At 65.4% G+C, this 15,050-nt stretch carries 16 protein-coding genes; 11 read left to right on the top strand and 5 right to left on the bottom strand.

Going from position 1 to position 15,050, the window contains the following annotated elements; all coding sequences use genetic code 11:
* Positions 1-74: 74 nt before the first annotated feature.
* Positions 75-1,373, bottom strand: coding sequence for a Glu/Leu/Phe/Val family dehydrogenase (locus tag CCO03_RS00610; RefSeq protein WP_087275841.1), 1,299 nt, complete (start codon positions 1,371-1,373; stop codon positions 75-77).
* 196 nt (positions 1,374-1,569) lie between these two features.
* Between CCO03_RS00610 and mnmG the strand changes: the two genes are divergently transcribed.
* From mnmG to CCO03_RS00635, 5 genes are all read left to right on the top strand, one after another.
* On the top strand, positions 1,570-3,558 hold the full coding sequence (gene mnmG, locus CCO03_RS00615) for a tRNA uridine-5-carboxymethylaminomethyl(34) synthesis enzyme MnmG (protein WP_087275845.1): 1,989 nt from the start codon (positions 1,570-1,572) through the stop codon (positions 3,556-3,558).
* Positions 3,555-4,229, top strand: a complete 675-nt coding sequence (gene rsmG / locus CCO03_RS00620) for a 16S rRNA (guanine(527)-N(7))-methyltransferase RsmG (RefSeq protein WP_087275848.1) — start codon at positions 3,555-3,557, stop codon at positions 4,227-4,229. Before mnmG ends, rsmG begins: the two co-directional genes overlap by 4 nt.
* Positions 4,230-4,331: 102 nt before the next feature.
* Positions 4,332-4,943 (top strand): LysE family translocator, encoded by a 612-nt coding sequence (locus tag CCO03_RS00625; RefSeq protein WP_087275851.1) that lies wholly within the window; start codon positions 4,332-4,334, stop codon positions 4,941-4,943.
* 19 nt (positions 4,944-4,962) lie between these two features.
* Entirely contained in the window at positions 4,963-5,739 is a 777-nt protein-coding gene (locus CCO03_RS00630; protein WP_087275854.1) for a ParA family protein, read from the top strand.
* Positions 5,739-6,293 carry an RBBP9/YdeN family alpha/beta hydrolase gene (locus CCO03_RS00635; RefSeq protein ID WP_087275857.1) on the top strand — a complete coding sequence of 185 codons (555 nt, stop codon included), beginning with the start codon at positions 5,739-5,741 and terminating at the stop codon, positions 6,291-6,293. Before CCO03_RS00630 ends, CCO03_RS00635 begins: the two co-directional genes overlap by 1 nt.
* A gap of 193 nt (positions 6,294-6,486) precedes the next feature.
* Here CCO03_RS00635 and CCO03_RS00640 read toward each other — a convergent pair whose 3' ends face one another.
* Both CCO03_RS00640 and CCO03_RS00645 read right to left on the bottom strand, forming a co-directional pair.
* A complete protein-coding gene (locus CCO03_RS00640) occupies positions 6,487-7,107 on the bottom strand; it encodes a glutathione S-transferase family protein (RefSeq protein WP_087275860.1) in 621 nt (206 codons plus the stop codon).
* Between the two features lie 104 nt (positions 7,108-7,211).
* The gene (locus tag CCO03_RS00645) at positions 7,212-7,922 is read right to left on the bottom strand and encodes a glutathione S-transferase family protein (protein WP_087275863.1); all 711 of its coding nucleotides are present in this window, start codon (positions 7,920-7,922) and stop codon (positions 7,212-7,214) included.
* 235 nt (positions 7,923-8,157) lie between these two features.
* Here CCO03_RS00645 and CCO03_RS00650 point away from each other — a divergent pair, with 235 nt between their 5' ends.
* The 5 genes from CCO03_RS00650 (at position 8,158) to CCO03_RS00675 (ending at position 12,542) form a co-directional block, all read left to right on the top strand.
* Positions 8,158-9,096: an aminotransferase class IV gene (locus CCO03_RS00650; RefSeq protein ID WP_087283872.1), complete on the top strand. Its 939-nt coding sequence runs from the start codon at positions 8,158-8,160 to the stop codon at positions 9,094-9,096.
* A 28-nt stretch (positions 9,097-9,124) separates the two neighbouring features.
* Positions 9,125-9,442: a YbeD family protein gene (locus tag CCO03_RS00655; protein WP_087275866.1), complete on the top strand. Its 318-nt coding sequence runs from the start codon at positions 9,125-9,127 to the stop codon at positions 9,440-9,442.
* 82 nt (positions 9,443-9,524) lie between these two features.
* Positions 9,525-10,454, top strand: coding sequence for a lipoyl(octanoyl) transferase LipB (gene lipB, locus CCO03_RS20225; protein ID WP_236903971.1), 930 nt, complete (start codon positions 9,525-9,527; stop codon positions 10,452-10,454).
* 127 nt (positions 10,455-10,581) lie between these two features.
* Positions 10,582-11,568, top strand: a complete 987-nt coding sequence (gene lipA, locus CCO03_RS00670; RefSeq protein ID WP_087275869.1) for a lipoyl synthase — start codon at positions 10,582-10,584, stop codon at positions 11,566-11,568.
* Positions 11,569-11,921: 353 nt separating this feature from the next.
* A complete protein-coding gene (locus CCO03_RS00675) occupies positions 11,922-12,542 on the top strand; it encodes a ParA family protein (protein ID WP_087275872.1) in 621 nt (206 codons plus the stop codon).
* A gap of 137 nt (positions 12,543-12,679) precedes the next feature.
* Here CCO03_RS00675 and CCO03_RS00680 read toward each other — a convergent pair whose 3' ends face one another.
* Both CCO03_RS00680 and pyrE read right to left on the bottom strand, forming a co-directional pair.
* On the bottom strand, positions 12,680-13,339 hold the full coding sequence (locus CCO03_RS00680) for a DUF4124 domain-containing protein (protein ID WP_157667425.1): 660 nt from the start codon (positions 13,337-13,339) through the stop codon (positions 12,680-12,682).
* A gap of 10 nt (positions 13,340-13,349) precedes the next feature.
* The gene (gene pyrE / locus CCO03_RS00685; protein ID WP_087283876.1) at positions 13,350-14,042 is read right to left on the bottom strand and encodes an orotate phosphoribosyltransferase; all 693 of its coding nucleotides are present in this window, start codon (positions 14,040-14,042) and stop codon (positions 13,350-13,352) included.
* A 10-nt stretch (positions 14,043-14,052) separates the two neighbouring features.
* Between pyrE and CCO03_RS00690 the strand changes: the two genes are divergently transcribed.
* On the top strand, positions 14,053-14,850 hold the full coding sequence (locus tag CCO03_RS00690) for an exodeoxyribonuclease III (RefSeq protein ID WP_087275878.1): 798 nt from the start codon (positions 14,053-14,055) through the stop codon (positions 14,848-14,850).
* Positions 14,851-15,050: the final 200 nt, after the last annotated feature.

Consider the following 15,050-nt stretch of genomic DNA (forward strand, 5'->3'; position numbering starts at 1 on the left):
GCATGCAGGTCGGTGCAGGGCGGCGTGGCGAGGTGCGGGGTTCAAGCGCAGCGGGCAGGGTTGGTGCTGCGCGATCAGGGGTACAGGCCGCGCATCGCACGCGCATGCAGGATGCGCGTGCAGGCCACGATGAAGGTGGCGGTCCGCAGGCTGACCTTGTGCTGCTGGCCCACGTTCCAGACCGCGGTGAAGGCGTCGGTCATGATGTTGACCAGGCGCTGGTTGATCTCGGCCTCGCTCCAGAAGAAGCTGGAGAAATCCTGCACCCATTCGAAGTAGCTGACGGTGACACCGCCGGCGTTGGCAATCACGTCGGGCAGGACCAGCACGTTGTTCGCTTGCAGGATGTCGTCGGCTTCGGGCGTGGTGGGACCGTTGGCCCCTTCGATGACCATCCTGGCCTTGACCTTCGGCGCGTTGTGGGCGGTGAGCTGACCTTCGAGTGCAGCGGGGATGAGGATGTCGCAGTCGCAGGCCCAGAACTCTTCGGGCTGGAGCACCTCGCCACCCGCAAAGCCGAGGACGCTGCCGTGCTCGGTGACATGGGTTTGCAGCGCGACCACGTCCAGGCCCTGATCGTTGTAGACGCCGCCAGCATGGTCCTGGACGGCGATGAGGCGGGCGCCGGCCTCAACGAACAGCTTGGCCGCTGTGCCGCCCACGTTGCCGAACCCCTGAACGGCAATCCGGACGCCGTCGATGCTCAAGCCGATGCGCTTGGCCGCTTCGACGCCCACGGTGAACACGCCACGGCCGGTGGCCTCCTTGCGGCCGAGCGAGCCGCCCAGGTCAATGGGTTTGCCTGTGACCACGCCCGTCGCGGTCGAGCCGCTGTTCATGGAGTAGGTGTCCATCATCCAGGCCATGATGCGTTCATTGGTGTTCACATCGGGGGCCGGGATGTCTTTGGAAGGGCCGATGATGAGGCCGATTTCGCTTGTGTAGCGACGCGTCAGGCGCTCAAGCTCGCCCATGGACAGCGTGCTGGGGTCGACCCGGATGCCGCCCTTGGCACCCCCGTAGGGCACGTTGACGGCCGCGTTCTTGATCGACATCCAGGCCGACAGCGCCATGACTTCGGACAGGGTGACGTTTTGGTGAAAGCGTACGCCGCCTTTGCCCGGGCCGCGGCTGATGTTGTGCTGAACCCGGTAGCCCTCGTAGTGCGCAATGGTGCCGTTGTCCAGCTCGATGGGCACGTCGACGATCAGCGAGCGCTTGGGGCGTTTGAGGGTTTCGACCCAGCGGGCCAAGTCCCCGAGGTAGGGTGTGACGCGATCCACCTGAGCCAGGTAAATGCCCCAGGGGCCCAGGTTGTTGGGGTCCAGGTACGACGGAATGTCATGCGAGGGTGTGGATGACGTTTTGTTCATGGTGATCCCTTTTGAAGATGTGGCGAACGGGGTCAGCTTAGGCTCAGGTGCAAGTTGTTGCCATCGTGTTTGTGCGGAGTGACACCGGCATGACCTGTTTCACGTGAAACGCATTCAACCGCCAGCCCCCGGTTTGGCGCGAAAGTGGGACAATCTAGGGTTCGCTTGCGGGTCGAGGTCCGTGACGGAGTACCACATGATCTATCCACAGGAATTTGACGTCATCGTCATTGGCGGCGGCCACGCGGGCACGGAAGCCTGCTTGGCAGCGGCGCGCATGGGCGCCAAAACCCTGCTGCTGACCCACAACATCGAAACGCTGGGCCAGATGAGTTGCAACCCCTCCATCGGGGGCATCGGCAAGGGCCATCTGGTCAAGGAGGTCGACGCCCTGGGTGGCGCGATGGCCTTGGCCACGGACGAGGGCGGCATTCAGTTTCGCGTTTTGAATTCGAGCAAAGGGCCGGCGGTCCGCGCGACGCGCGCCCAGGCTGACCGCATCCTTTACAAGGCTGCCATCCGCCGACGCCTGGAGAACCAGCCCAACCTGTGGTTGTTCCAGCAAGCCGTTGATGACTTGCTGGTCGAGTCGACCGGGCAGGGCGAACGCGTGGTCGGGGCCGTGACGCAGATCGGGTTGCGTTTCAAAGCCAGGGCGGTGGTGTTGACTGCGGGCACGTTCCTTGACGGCAAGGTGCATGTGGGCCTGGACAACTACGCTGCTGGCCGAGCCGGCGATCCGCCCGCGGTGTCGCTGTCGGCCCGGCTCAAGGAGCTCAAGCTGCCGCAGGGCCGACTGAAAACCGGCACGCCGCCGCGCCTGGATGGCCGGACCATCGACTGGGACCGCTGTACGCCGCAGCCCGGCGATGGCATGGGAGACGGCACGCCCATGCCGGTGTTCAGCTTCATGGGGCGGGCTGACCTGCACCCGCAGCAGGTGCCGTGTTTCATCACGCACACCAACAGCCGCACCCACGACATCATTCGCGCCGGCTTTGACCGCAGCCCCATGTTCACCGGCAAGATCGAAGGCGTGGGTCCCCGCTATTGCCCCAGCGTCGAGGACAAGATCAACCGCTTTGCCGGCAAGGACAGCCACCAGATCTTCCTCGAACCTGAAGGGCTGACCACGCACGAGGTTTACCCCAACGGGATCTCGACCAGTCTGCCGTTTGACGTGCAGTACGACTTGGTCCGATCAATTGAAGGCCTGGAGCAAGCCCACATCCTGCGCCCCGGCTACGCGATCGAGTACGACTACTTCGACCCGCGCAGTCTGCGCAGCAGTTTCGAGACCAAGCAGATCAACGGCTTGTTTTTTGCCGGTCAGATCAACGGCACCACGGGCTACGAAGAGGCGGCTGCCCAAGGGTTGTTTGCGGGCTTGAATGCGGCCCTGCAGGTGCGCGGCGAGGCACCCTGGCTGCCCGCGCGCGATGAAGCCTACCTGGGCGTGCTGGTCGACGACTTGATCACCAAGGGCGTGACCGAGCCCTATCGCATGTTCACGAGCAGGGCGGAGTTCCGGCTGCAGCTTCGGGAAGACAACGCCGACATGCGTTTGACCGAAACAGGCCGCCGGCTCGGTTTGGTCGACGACGCACGCTGGGATGCATTCAACCGCAAACGGGATGCTGTTTCACGTGAAACAGAGCGCCTCAAGTCGACATGGGTCACGCCACAAAGCTTGCCAACTACCGAGGCGGAGCGCGTTCTCGGCAAGGCGATCGAGCACGAATACAACCTGTTCGACCTGCTGCGTCGCCCCGGGGTGAGCTACGAAGCCCTCATGGGGCTGAATGACGGACGCTTGCGGAGCCCGGCCATCAGCGACGAGGCATTGGGTACATTGCACACCGTGGTGCGCGAACAGATCGAGATTGCAGCCAAATACGCCGGCTACATCGATCGGCAAAAGGACGAAGTGCAGCGCGCGGCCCATTACGAACAGCTCCGCTTGCCTGACGATTTGGATTACATGCAGATTGATTCGCTGTCGATTGAAGCGCGTCAGCGCTTGCACAAGCATCGGCCGGAAACCCTGGGTCAGGCGTCCCGGCTGTCTGGCATCACGCCTGCAACGGTGTCCCTGCTGCTCGTGTACCTGAAGAAAAGTGGGTTGAAGACGGCCATCGGCAAACCGGCTGTTTCGGCTGCGGCAGCGCACCAGGAATCCGCATGACAGCCCAGGGTGCAGAAGAACGCCAGGTGTTGATCGACGGAGCGGATGCCCTGGGGGTGGCCTTGACGTCCTCGCAGGTCGATGCCTTGATCCGTTACCTCGATCTGCTGTCGCGGTGGGGCAAAGTCTACAACCTCACGGCGGTGCTGCACCGTCCAGAGATGATGACCACGCACATCCTCGATTGTCTGGCCGTCATCCCGCCGTTGCGAAAGCGTTGTCTGGACCCAGCTGCAGCAACCCCTGTTCAGTTGCTCGACGTGGGTTCGGGCGCTGGCTTGCCGGGCGTGGTGTTGGCCATCGTGGTGCCTGAGTTGCAGGTGACGTGCATCGACACCGTGGCGAAGAAGGCGGCCTACATTCAGCATGCGGGTCTGCAATTGGGCCTCAAAAATCTCAAGGCCGTGCATGGCCGGATCGAACAGCACGCGGTTCACTACGACGTGGTCTGTTCGCGGGCGTTTGCGTCCTTGATCGACTTCACGCGCTGGTCTCGCAATTGCCTGAAGCCTCAAGGAGTGTGGATGGCGATGAAGGGCAAGCAGCTCGCGGAGGAGTTCGAGGCATTGGCGCGCGACCAGGTGGATGTGTTTCACGTGGAACCTTTGACGGTGCCAGGCCTGCAGGCAGAACGGTGCATCGTCTGGATGCGGCCTCAGGTCCAGCCGTGAAAGCCCTTGTCGTCCGAATTCGGTCACGCAGAAGTACTGGGCCAGCCGCTAGACTAAGCCCTTTCCGGTTCTGCGCTCTGGCAACGGCGATGGCCTTCATCCATGTCTGGCATCAGTGATTATTGGGCCTTCGTTGGCGCCATCGTCGTGTTTCTGTTGATCCCCGGGCCGGGCAACCTGGCCCTGGTGTCCAGCACCGGCAGAGGAGGGGTACGCGCTGGCATTGCCTGCACCTTGGGTGTGATGCTCGCCGATCAGGTGTTGATGTGGGCCGCCGTGGCCGGGCTGGCCGCCATGTTGGCAGCCATGCCTGCGGTGTTTGCCGGGGTGCAGTGGTTGGGCGCCGCCTACCTGGTCTGGCTGGGCTGGCGCATGGTGCGCAGCGCCCCGGGCGAGCGCGTGCAGCTTGCGGTGCGCTCACGGCATCACCTGATGCAGGGCATCCTGGTGACCTTGCTCAACCCCAAGGCCATCGTGTTCTACATGGCATTTTTCCCCTTGTTCCTCAAAGACAAGGACCATGCCTCGGTGGCCACCTTTGCCGCCATGGCTGCGACGGTGGCCGTGTTGACCCTGGCCTATGGCGTCATCGCGGCCAGCATCACGCAGGCCATGGCGGGCCGGCTGCGTGCCAATCCTGTGGTGGGGCGGATCCTTGAAAAACTGGCTGGCCTGGCGCTGATCGGTTTTGGGGTTCGGTTGGCGCTGCGTTGAATTCCTAGAAAGAAGGCACATGGCTGAGATTTTCTGCATTGCGAATCAGAAGGGCGGAGTGGGCAAAACCACCACCACGGTCAACTTGGCGGCCGGGTTGGCCAAGCTTGGCCAGCGTGTGCTGCTCGTGGATCTGGACCCGCAAGGCAATGCCACCATGGGCTCGGGCATCGACAAGCGGGAACTGGTGGCCTCGGTGTACGACGTGCTGCTCGAAAACGAGGGCGTGGCCGATGCGGCCGTGCACTCGCCCAAAGCGGGCTACCACGTGCTGGGCGCCAACCGCGAGCTGGCCGGCGCCGAGGTCGAGCTGGTGGAGGTCGAGCGCCGCGAGCGTCGGCTGGCTGCAGCCCTGGCCGAGGTCAAGGACAACTACGACTTTGTCCTCATCGATTGCCCACCGGCCCTGTCCATGCTCACGCTCAATGGCTTGTGCTCGGCCCACGGGGTGATCGTGCCCATGCAGTGCGAGTATTTTGCGCTGGAGGGGCTCACCGACCTCGTCAACACCATCAAGCAGGTGCACGGCAACCTCAACCGATCGCTCAAACTCATTGGCCTGTTGCGCGTCATGTACGACCCTCGGATCACACTGCAGCAGCAGGTCAGCGAGCAGCTCAAGGCCCATTTCGGCGACAAGGTGTTCGATTCCGTCATCCCGCGCAACGTGCGCCTGGCCGAGGCCCCCAGCTATGGCTTGCCCGGTGTGGTGTTCGACCCGTCGGCCAAGGGCAGCAAGGCCTTCGTGGCCTTTGCGCAGGAAATGGTCGATCGTGTCCAGCGTGGGCAGGTTTGATGGCTGCGGAGTCTGCACAGGTGTTCACCTTGCCGGGTTGGCAGGGTTCGGGCCCGACGCATTGGCAAACGCGCTGGGAAGCCCTGCACGACTTTCAACGCGTCGAGCAACACGATTGGCAGCGTCCGCTGCGGGGTGACTGGTCGGCGCGACTCGATGAGGTGGTGGGCGATGCGGCAGGGCCGGTGGTGCTGGTGGCCCACAGCCTGGGCTGTGTCCTGACGGCCTGGTGGGCGGCCCATTCACGCCATGCCCATCGCGTGAAGGCGGCGCTGCTGGTGGCCCCGCCGGATGTGGCGCAGCCACCGTTGAACCACATCCTGCGCGGCTGGGCGCCTGTGGCCCGTCAGCCGTTGCTGTTTTCAGCTGCGGTGCTGGCCAGCAGCAACGACCCCTATTGCAGCCTGGCGCAGGCCCGCGCGTTGGCGCGGAGCTGGGGTGCGGGTTTTGAGGATTTGGGGCCGCTGGGCCACGTCAATGCCGAGTCGGGTCTGGGGGACTGGCCCGAGGGCCATGCGGCGCTGCGGCGACTCATGGCACAGGCAGGGTGCTGACCATGGGCGTGGGGTGATTGCCCCTGGCCGTTGACCCACGAGGAGTGTGCAGCCCGCTGCTGAGACTCTGGGCCGCTCTGCGGCGGATCATCGCCTGAATTCACCGTCCTGGGCGGCGGCTCCAAGCATGCAGAGCAGGTACACGCCCAAACCCGTTCATGCTTGAACGGGGACTGGCCGTTACTCCGTTCGGTCAAACCTGGGCGCTGGCCCGTTCGGCTACGCGGTCGCGCCAGGCCTGCAGGTGCGTGAAACCTTCTTCCCCGGCGCGGAACTTCAGCAAGCCGCGGGCGAACTCGATGGAGGTGAAGGCCGTGATGTCGGCGATGGTGAAGCGCTCGCCGGCCCAATAGGGCTGTTTGGCCAGCATGCCGTCGAAACGCTTGGCGCTGTCGCGCACCCGCTGGGCCTGGACCTTGCCGTGCTCGGGAAACTGAGGCACCTCCAGCGGCGCCAGCCCCGGGTGGGTGTGGCGGATGGCCTGGGCAATGAGGGCCATCCAGTACCACTCGGCCTGGCGGTCGGCCATTTCGATGAAGGCCCGTTCGGTGTGGTCCCGCCCCATGAGGTTGGGTTCGGGGTGCAGGCCCTCCAGGTAGCTGCAGATGGCGCGCGTTTCGCTCAGGCCCCGTCCATCATCCAGTTGCAGCACCGGCACGCGTGCGTGCGGGCTCAGGCGGCGGAATTCGTCCGTGCGGTGCGCACCGCCGTTCAGGTCCACCGGCACCTCTTCGATGTCGGGAATGCCTTTTTCGGCGATGAACATCTGCACGCGACGGGGGTTGGGCGCGCGGGGCGCGATGAACAGTTTCATGGGGTCTCCTGAAGGGTTGGCGGTGGAAAAAGGGAGGGGCGTCGCGAGCAAACGGGCGAGGCTTGGCGCCAGACCGCGACATCGGCTCGTGCCGCCGCTGAGGGTCAGCCTGGCGAGGGCTTGGCATCGCCCCGCATGACCATGAGGCGCGCGCGTTCCTCGAAGGCCTTGACCTCGTCGGGGGTGTTGCGCCTCAGCTCGGTCTTGGGCGGCGGGTTGTTGAGGCCGCGCTGCACGGCAGGGCGTTCGGCGATGGCGTCGCGCCAGCGTTTGAGGTGGGGCATGTCGCTCACGTCCACCCCTGACCAGCGGTGCGTGCGCACCCAGGCAAAGTTCGCGATGTCGGCGATCGAGTAGTCGCCGGCCAGCCACTCGTGCTCGGCCAGGTGGGCGTCGAGTACACCGCAGAGGCGGCGCGATTCACCCTGGTAGCGCGCGATGGCCAGCGGGATCTTTTCGGGCAGGTAGCGGAAGAACACATTGGCCTGGCCCATCATGGGGCCGATGCCAGCCATCTGGAACATCAGCCACTGCAGGACGCGCGAGCGGCCCTTCACATCGCTGGGCATGAGCAGCCCCGTCTTCTCGGCCAGGTAGACCATGATGGCCCCGGATTCGAACACGGCGAAATCGTCTTGCTCGCGGTCGATGATGGCCGGGATGCGGCCGTTGGGGTTGATGGCGAGGAAGGCCGGCTCCTTCTGCACGCGTGTGGACAGGTCCAGTTCGTGCACGGTGTAGGCCAGGCCCATTTCCTCCAGCGTGATGGAGGCTTTGAAACCATTGGGCGTCGCGGCGGTGTACAGGTCGATCATGCGGGGCTTCTCGGCAGTCAAATGCGGCCCGACTGTATCGGGCGGCCCGAGCAGCTTGGGTACTGCGCTTGACAGCCCTGCCGACACGCCCGAGGCGCAGTGCATGCGGCCGGCTGTCCAATCGTTCGCGGGGCAGTTGCCCCAGCCGCCACGGCGGCTAAGGGACCTGGGCTTGGCGTACAGTGGCGGTGCGGGCATGTGCGGTGCATGCCCTTCACCCCTTTGCTTCATGGCCATGACACCCGTTTTGCCCGATCTGCCCTGCTACCTCCAGGGCGAGTACGCCACCATCGACCAGGCCAAGGTCAGCGTGATGGACCGCGGGTTCATCCTCGGGGACGGCGTCTACGAGGTGGTGCCCATCTACGGCTCGCATCCGTTCTGTCTGCCGCAGCACCTGGCCCGTCTCGGGCGCTCTCTGGCCACCGTGCAGATCCCGGCGCCGCTGGGCGAAGCCGAGTGGCAGGGCATCATCGGCGAACTGGTGGCGCGCTACCGGGCGCGCCCGGGCTGCAGCGAGGCCGAGGTGCCCACCGCATCGGTCTACCTGCAGGTGACGCGCGGCGTGGCCTTGCGCGAGCACACCATTCCGGCCCAGGTCACCCCCACGGTGTTTGCCTTTGCCAACGCCATGGCCACGCCCAGTACCGCCCAGCGTGAGCAGGGCGTGGCCTGCGTCTCGGCCGACGAGTTCCGGTGGGAAAAGGCCCACATCAAGAGCACCAGCCTGCTGGGCGCCGTGCTTGCGCGCGCCATCAGCCAGGAAGCCGGCGCCGCCGAAACCATCCTGTTCCGCAAAGGCCGGGACGCCGACGGCCGTCAGGCCGATCAGGGCTTCCTGAGCGAAGCGTCTGCCTGCAACGTCTGGGTGGTGAAGGATGGCGCCGTGTATGGCCCGCCCAAGGACAACCTGGTGCTGGAAGGCATCCGCTTTTCGGTGCTCGAAGCCTTGTGCGCCAAGCTGAACATTCCGCTCACGCTGCGCCGCATCGCGCAGGACGAGGTCTTCGCCGCCGACGAGCTGCTGCTGAGCTCGGCGTCGAAGGAAGTCCTGCCCGTCACCCGCCTGGACGGGCAAGCCATTGGAAACGGTGTGCCCGGCCCCATCTACCAAAGCCTCTACGCCGCCTACCAGGACATGAAGCGCGCGGCCGCCCAAGGCCAGACGCCGTGACCGACCGCGGTTCACGAAAGCCCTTCGCATGACCACATCCAGCCCGACCCCCGCCACGACAGCAGATGCCAACGCCGTTTCCAACCCCCGTGAAGAGATCCTGACCTTTCCGCAGGACTTCCCGATCAAGGTCATGGGCGCCGATGTCGACGGCTTTGTGCACGCCGTGACCACGGTGGCTCGCGAGTTCGACCCCACCTTCGACGCCAGCACCATCGAGCTGCGCCCCAGCAGCGGCGGCAAATACCTGGGCGTCACCGTGACCGTGCGCGCCACCAGCCGCGAACAGCTCGACAACCTCTACCGCGCCCTGACCAGCCACCCCATGGTCAAGGTCGTGCTCTGATGGTTGATGAAAAGGGGTATGTCCCATTTCTCGTTGAATCAAAAATGGAAATGGCAGCATACCCATGACACATTGAGATCCCATGCACATCCGTGATCTGGGGCGCGTGGCTTATGCACCCACCTTCAGCGCCATGAAGGCCCAGGTGCAGGCCCAGCCGTTCGACGAGGCCCTCTGGTTGTGCGAGCACGACCCGGTGTTCACCCTGGGCATTGCTGCCCGGGCCGAGCACGTGCTCGCGCCCGGCGACATCCCCGTGGTGCAGACCGACCGCGGTGGCCAGGTGACCTACCACGGGCCTGGCCAGGTCGTCGCCTACCCCTTGATCGACCTGCGCGCGCGGCGCTACTTCGTCAAGGAATACGTGTTCCGCCTGGAAGAGGCGCTGATCCGCACCCTGGCCGAGCTGGGCGTCACCGGCCATCGCGTGGCCGGCGCCCCCGGCATCTACGTGCGCCTGGACGACCCCTTCTCGCACGCGCCGCTGCCCCAGCGGCCCCAGCGCCAGCCGGCCCATCCCGCCCCCGCCCAAAGCGGCGAGGGCCCCCTCGGGGGGCAGCGACCCGCGTCAGCGGTGGAGCGTGGGGGCCCCGGACTCGCCAGCGCAGGGCCGCTCCCAAGCGGCGAGGGCCCCCTCGGGGGGCAGCGACCCGCGTCAGCGGTGGAGCGTGGGGGCCCCGGACTCGCCAGCGCAGGGCCGCTCCCAAGCGGCGAGGGCCCCCTCGGGGGGCAGCGACCCGCGTCAGCGGTGGAGCGTGGGGGCCCCGATTTCACCGGCCTGGGCAAGATCGCCGCGCTCGGCATCAAGGTCAGCCAGCACCACACCTACCATGGCGTGTCGCTCAACGTGGCCATGGACCTGAATCCCTTCCTGCGCATCAACCCTTGCGGCTATGCCGGCCTGCCCACGGTGGACCTTTCTACAATCGGGGTTTCGGCCACGGTGGCCGAGGTGGGGCAACGGCTTGGTACGCACCTCCAGGCCTTGCTCGGCGAGCCGGTCGTGGCCTGAAGCGATGCCCGCCACAGTGCCCTTCACCCAGCAGTATCGGCATGTCCGCGTTCAACAATAAACGACAACCCACGCGTACTGCCCTGCGACATGGCCACCGCAGTGCCCAGTTAACCAAGGAAGCAGCATGTCCTCTCCCGTGACACGCGAGGCCACCACGGCCGCCAACTACAACCCCTCGGCCAAGCAGAAGGCCGCCGCCAAGCTGTCGCGCATTCCCGTCAAGGTGGAATCGAACGGCCCGGCGCTGAAAAAGCCCGAGTGGATCCGCGTGCGCGCGGGCTCGCCCACCACGCGCTTTTACGAGATCAAGGACATCCTGCGCCAGAACAAGCTGCACACAGTGTGCGAGGAGGCCAGCTGCCCCAACATCGGCGAGTGCTTCGGCAAGGGCACGGCCACCTTCATGATCATGGGCGACAAGTGCACGCGCCGTTGCCCGTTCTGCGACGTGGGCCATGGCCGCCCCGATCCCCTGGATGTGGATGAGCCGCTGAACCTGGCCAAGACCATCGCCCAGCTGCGGCTGAACTATGTCGTCATCACCAGCGTGGACCGCGACGACCTGCGTGACGGCGGCTCGGGCCACTTCGTCGAGTGCATCCGCAAGACGCGCGAGCTTTCGCCGCTGACGCAGATCGAGATCCTGGTGCCCGATTTCCGCGGCCGCGACGACCGGGCGCTGGAGATCCTCAAGGCCGCACCGCCCGACGTGATGAACCACAACCTGGAAACGGTGCCGCGCCTGTACAAGCAGGCCCGCCCGGGCAGCGATTACCAGTTCAGCCTGAACCTGCTGAAGAAGTTCAAGGCCTTGCACCCCAGCGTGCCGACCAAGAGCGGCATCATGGTCGGCCTGGGCGAGACCGACGAGGAGATCCTGCAGGTCATGCGCGACATGCGCGCGCACGACATCGACATGCTGACCATCGGCCAGTACCTGGCGCCCAGCAACAGCCACCTGCCGGTGCAGCGCTACGTGCACCCGGACACCTTCAAGATGTTCGAGGAAGAGGCCTACCAGATGGGCTTCTCGCACGCCGCCGTCGGGGCCATGGTGCGCTCCAGCTACCACGCCGATCAGCAGGCGCACGCCGCCGGCGTCTTGGCCTGAGCCTCGGGTTGCGCTCGTCACCCGCCCTGGCAGGCAGGGTGTAAGAGGGCGCAGCCGCAAGCATGAGCGTGTGTGCGGCATGGGCCGGTCACACAGGTTGGCCCGCACCTGCGGTCAGTTGAGGGCGGGCAAGGTCCAATGGCCTGGGTTCAGCGCCAGGCGTCACGCTTCCCGAGTTGAGAGCCGACCGCCAAAGCAGGCGCAACTGTCGGAGAGCGCACCTGATTGGGGAGCACAAGCGTCCAACATCGACGCGTCGCAGGGACAGTGCTTGGCGTGGGTCACGTCGCTTGGCCTGGCAATGTCAGAATGCCGGCCTTCACGGTTTCCCTTTTTCTGCAGAACGCTCGACCATGACAACTGTGCTGGTGGCCAATCCCAAAGGTGGCGTGGGCAAGACCACGCTGTCGACCAACATCGCGTCGTACTGGGCCAGTCGCGGCCGTCAGGTGATGCTGGGTGATCTGGACAAGCAGGAGTCCTCGGCGCTGTGGCTGTCACTGCGCCCGGCGACGGCGGCGCCCATCCAGGCCTGGCGCCGCTCCAGCGACGGCAAGGTGCTGCGTCCGCCGCCGGGCACCACGCACGCGGTGCTTGACTCGCCCGCAGGCCTGCACGGCAAGCGCCTGCGCGAGGTGCTGGAACAGGTGCAGAAGGTGGTGGTGCCCATCCAGCCCAGCATCTTCGACATCTACGCCACGCGCGACTTCCTCCACGAACTCGTGGGCGAGCTGGGCAAGCGCAAGGCCATCGTGCGCCTGGTGGGCATGCGGGTGGACAGCCGCACCGTGGCCGCGGAGCGCCTGCAGGAGTTCATCGCCATGCTGGACCTGAACTGGGTCACCAACCTGCGCGACACGCAGCTGTATGTGCAGCTTGCGGCCCAGGGCCTGGGCCTGTTCGACGTGCAGGGGGAGCGCTACGAGCGCGACCGGGCCCAGTGGGCGCCGCTCGCCGCCTGGCTGGATGCCTGAGGTCTGATGAGTCAAGGGGGTATAGGCCAGTTGCCGTTGTTCATTAAACGGAAATCGACCCATACTCCCCAATTTTCAATGGGAAGGAACGAGGAACTTGAGGGTTCAGCGGTTCGCCGTCCAATCCAGGCGGCCGCTCAGCGCCAGAGCTGCTGCAGCTTGGTCAGGTCCTGGTCAAAGCGCGCGTTGATGCGCGTGGCTTCGGCCTTCTGGTTGGCGATGGACAGGCGCTGGGCCTCCAGGGCGCTGTCGTTGATGTCGAACTTGCGCCGCAACTCGGCGGGCGCCCGGCTGGGGTCCTTGACGTAGAACTCCATCTCCTGGTCGAGCTTCTTGCGGTCTGCCATCAGGCCGGCGATGCGCTGCTCGGCGGCCTGGACGGCGTCGGTCGGCAGCTTCAGGGCTTCAACGCGGGCGGCATCGAACGTGGGGCGGTTGGGGTAGCGCGAGAGCAGGGCGCGTTCGGCCGCCCGTTCGCGCTGGGCTGCACGCACCTTCTCCAGCTCGACGCGGCGTGTTTCTTCTTGCGCCTGCAGCTCTTTGGCCGTGGCCCGGGGCGGAATGATGCGCACCGTGCCCGTGGCCGAAATCTCTCGCTGCTCGCGGTCCATGCAGGCGGCGATGAGGCGGTCCGAGGTGAGCTTGCGGCCCGACGCGTCGATGCAGGTGTAGGCATTGCTCGACGTCGTCGGCTGGCCCGGGGGCGCTGCCTCGACCCAGCTGGCACACGCCAGCAAGCCGCCCAGCACGGTCAGCCTGCTGCCCCCCATCATGCGTGAACCCCATGCGCTCATCATGCCTCGCTCGTCATCCGGTTGCGCCGTAGCGGCTGCGGTAGGCCTCGACCCGGCCCAGGTGTTGCAGCGCATCCGGCATGGCGCCATCTTGCAGGTAGCGGATGACGTCGTCCAGTTGGGAAATCGTGACCACCTCCAGCCCCAGCTGCTGGCGGACATACTGCACGGCGCTGTGGTCCACATCGCGGCCATTTTCGGTGGCTTTTTCCTGGCGGTCGATGGCCACGGCGACGGCGTGGGGCGTGGCGCCGGCTTCCTGAATCAGGGCAATCGATTCACGCACGGCCGTGCCGGCCGACATCACGTCGTCCACGATCAGGACCTTGCCGCGCAGAGGCGCGCCCACCAGGCGGCCACCTTCGCCGTGGTCCTTGGCTTCTTTGCGGTTGTAGGCAAACGGCACGCTGCGGCCCAGGCGCGCCAGCTCGATGGCCACGGCCGAAGCCAGCACGATGCCCTTGTAGGCCGGGCCGAACAGCATGTCGAATTCGACGCCGCTGTGCACGATGGCGTGTGCATAGAATTGCGCCAGGCGGCCCAGCTTGCCGCCGTCGTCAAACAGACCCGCATTGAAGAAATAGGGGCTTTGCCGGCCCGCCTTGGTGGTGAATTCACCAAAACGCAACACACCGGAATCCAGCGCGAAGGTCACGAACTCGCGCGCAAGCTCGGCACGCGTGGTGTCGGGCAGTAGGGTGCTCATGGAAAAATCCTTGTTCAAACTCACCAGCCTGAATCTCAACGGCATTCGCTCGGCGACCACCAAAGGCCTGGAGCCCTGGCTGACCAAACTGGCGCCCGATTGTATTTGTGTGCAGGAAATGAAGGCCCAGCACGACCAGGTCGTCGGCAAGTTCGACGAACTGGCGGGTATGCGCGGGTATTTCCAGTTTGCCCAGAAGAAGGGCTATTCCGGCGTGGGCATTTACACCCGCCACGAACCCTCCGACGTGGTGATCGGCTACGGCTCGACCGAGTTCGACGCCGAGGGGCGCTACATCGAACTGCGGTTCGACACGCCCACGCGCAAGCTCTCCATCGTCAGCGCCTACTTCCCCAGCGGCTCGTCGGGCCCCGAACGGCAAGAGGCCAAATACCGGTTCCTGGCCGAAATCCTGCCCAGCCTCACGGCCTTGATCGGCGCCGGCCGCGAGTTCATCTTGTGCGGCGACCTGAACATCGCGCATCAGAAGGCCGACCTGAAGAACTGGCGCGGCAACCAGAAGAACAGCGGTTTCCTGCCCGAAGAGCGCGCCTGGCTGACCCAGCTGCTGGCCGATCTCGATCTGGTGGACGTCTACCGCCGCCTGCAGCCCGACACCACGGACGCCTGCTACACGTGGTGGAGCAACCGCGGCCAGGCCTGGGCCAACAACGTGGGCTGGCGCCTCGACTACCACCTGGCCACCCCCGCGCTCGCCGCGCTCGCGCGCACCGAGGCCATCTACAAGGACGAACGCTTTTCCGACCACGCGCCCATCACCATCGGTTACGACATGGCGTGGGCCTGAGTCCGCGGTGTTGCACCACCGCAACGCGTTAAGCGGCGACGCCTGGCTGCCGGGTCGGGCGCCACATGCACAAGATTGCGCATTCGCAGGCTTTGTCGTTTCAAACGCAGTTGCTATGAACTTGAGAGTAAACCTGGGTGCGTCTCACAATGAGAATGATGCGCAACAGGTAAAGCCTGGGATGCAGGCCGGGAATAAGA

The sequence above is a fragment of the Comamonas serinivorans genome (assembly GCF_002158865.1).
Taxonomy (GTDB): domain Bacteria; phylum Pseudomonadota; class Gammaproteobacteria; order Burkholderiales; family Burkholderiaceae_C; genus Comamonas_E; species Comamonas_E serinivorans.

Coding starts and splice junctions, on each gene's coding strand:
- CCO03_RS00610 (WP_087275841.1), bottom strand. CDS start 1,373: ATGAACAAAACGTCATCCACACCCTCGCATGACATTCCGTCGTACCTG.
- mnmG (WP_087275845.1), top strand. CDS start 1,570: ATGATCTATCCACAGGAATTTGACGTCATCGTCATTGGCGGCGGCCAC.
- rsmG (WP_087275848.1), top strand. CDS start 3,555: ATGACAGCCCAGGGTGCAGAAGAACGCCAGGTGTTGATCGACGGAGCG.
- CCO03_RS00625 (WP_087275851.1), top strand. CDS start 4,332: ATGTCTGGCATCAGTGATTATTGGGCCTTCGTTGGCGCCATCGTCGTG.
- CCO03_RS00630 (WP_087275854.1), top strand. CDS start 4,963: ATGGCTGAGATTTTCTGCATTGCGAATCAGAAGGGCGGAGTGGGCAAA.
- CCO03_RS00635 (WP_087275857.1), top strand. CDS start 5,739: ATGGCTGCGGAGTCTGCACAGGTGTTCACCTTGCCGGGTTGGCAGGGT.
- CCO03_RS00640 (WP_087275860.1), bottom strand. CDS start 7,107: ATGAAACTGTTCATCGCGCCCCGCGCGCCCAACCCCCGTCGCGTGCAG.
- CCO03_RS00645 (WP_087275863.1), bottom strand. CDS start 7,922: ATGATCGACCTGTACACCGCCGCGACGCCCAATGGTTTCAAAGCCTCC.
- CCO03_RS00650 (WP_087283872.1), top strand. CDS start 8,158: ATGACACCCGTTTTGCCCGATCTGCCCTGCTACCTCCAGGGCGAGTAC.
- CCO03_RS00655 (WP_087275866.1), top strand. CDS start 9,125: ATGACCACATCCAGCCCGACCCCCGCCACGACAGCAGATGCCAACGCC.
- lipB (WP_236903971.1), top strand. CDS start 9,525: ATGCACATCCGTGATCTGGGGCGCGTGGCTTATGCACCCACCTTCAGC.
- lipA (WP_087275869.1), top strand. CDS start 10,582: ATGTCCTCTCCCGTGACACGCGAGGCCACCACGGCCGCCAACTACAAC.
- CCO03_RS00675 (WP_087275872.1), top strand. CDS start 11,922: ATGACAACTGTGCTGGTGGCCAATCCCAAAGGTGGCGTGGGCAAGACC.
- CCO03_RS00680 (WP_157667425.1), bottom strand. CDS start 13,339: ATGATGAGCGCATGGGGTTCACGCATGATGGGGGGCAGCAGGCTGACC.
- pyrE (WP_087283876.1), bottom strand. CDS start 14,042: ATGAGCACCCTACTGCCCGACACCACGCGTGCCGAGCTTGCGCGCGAG.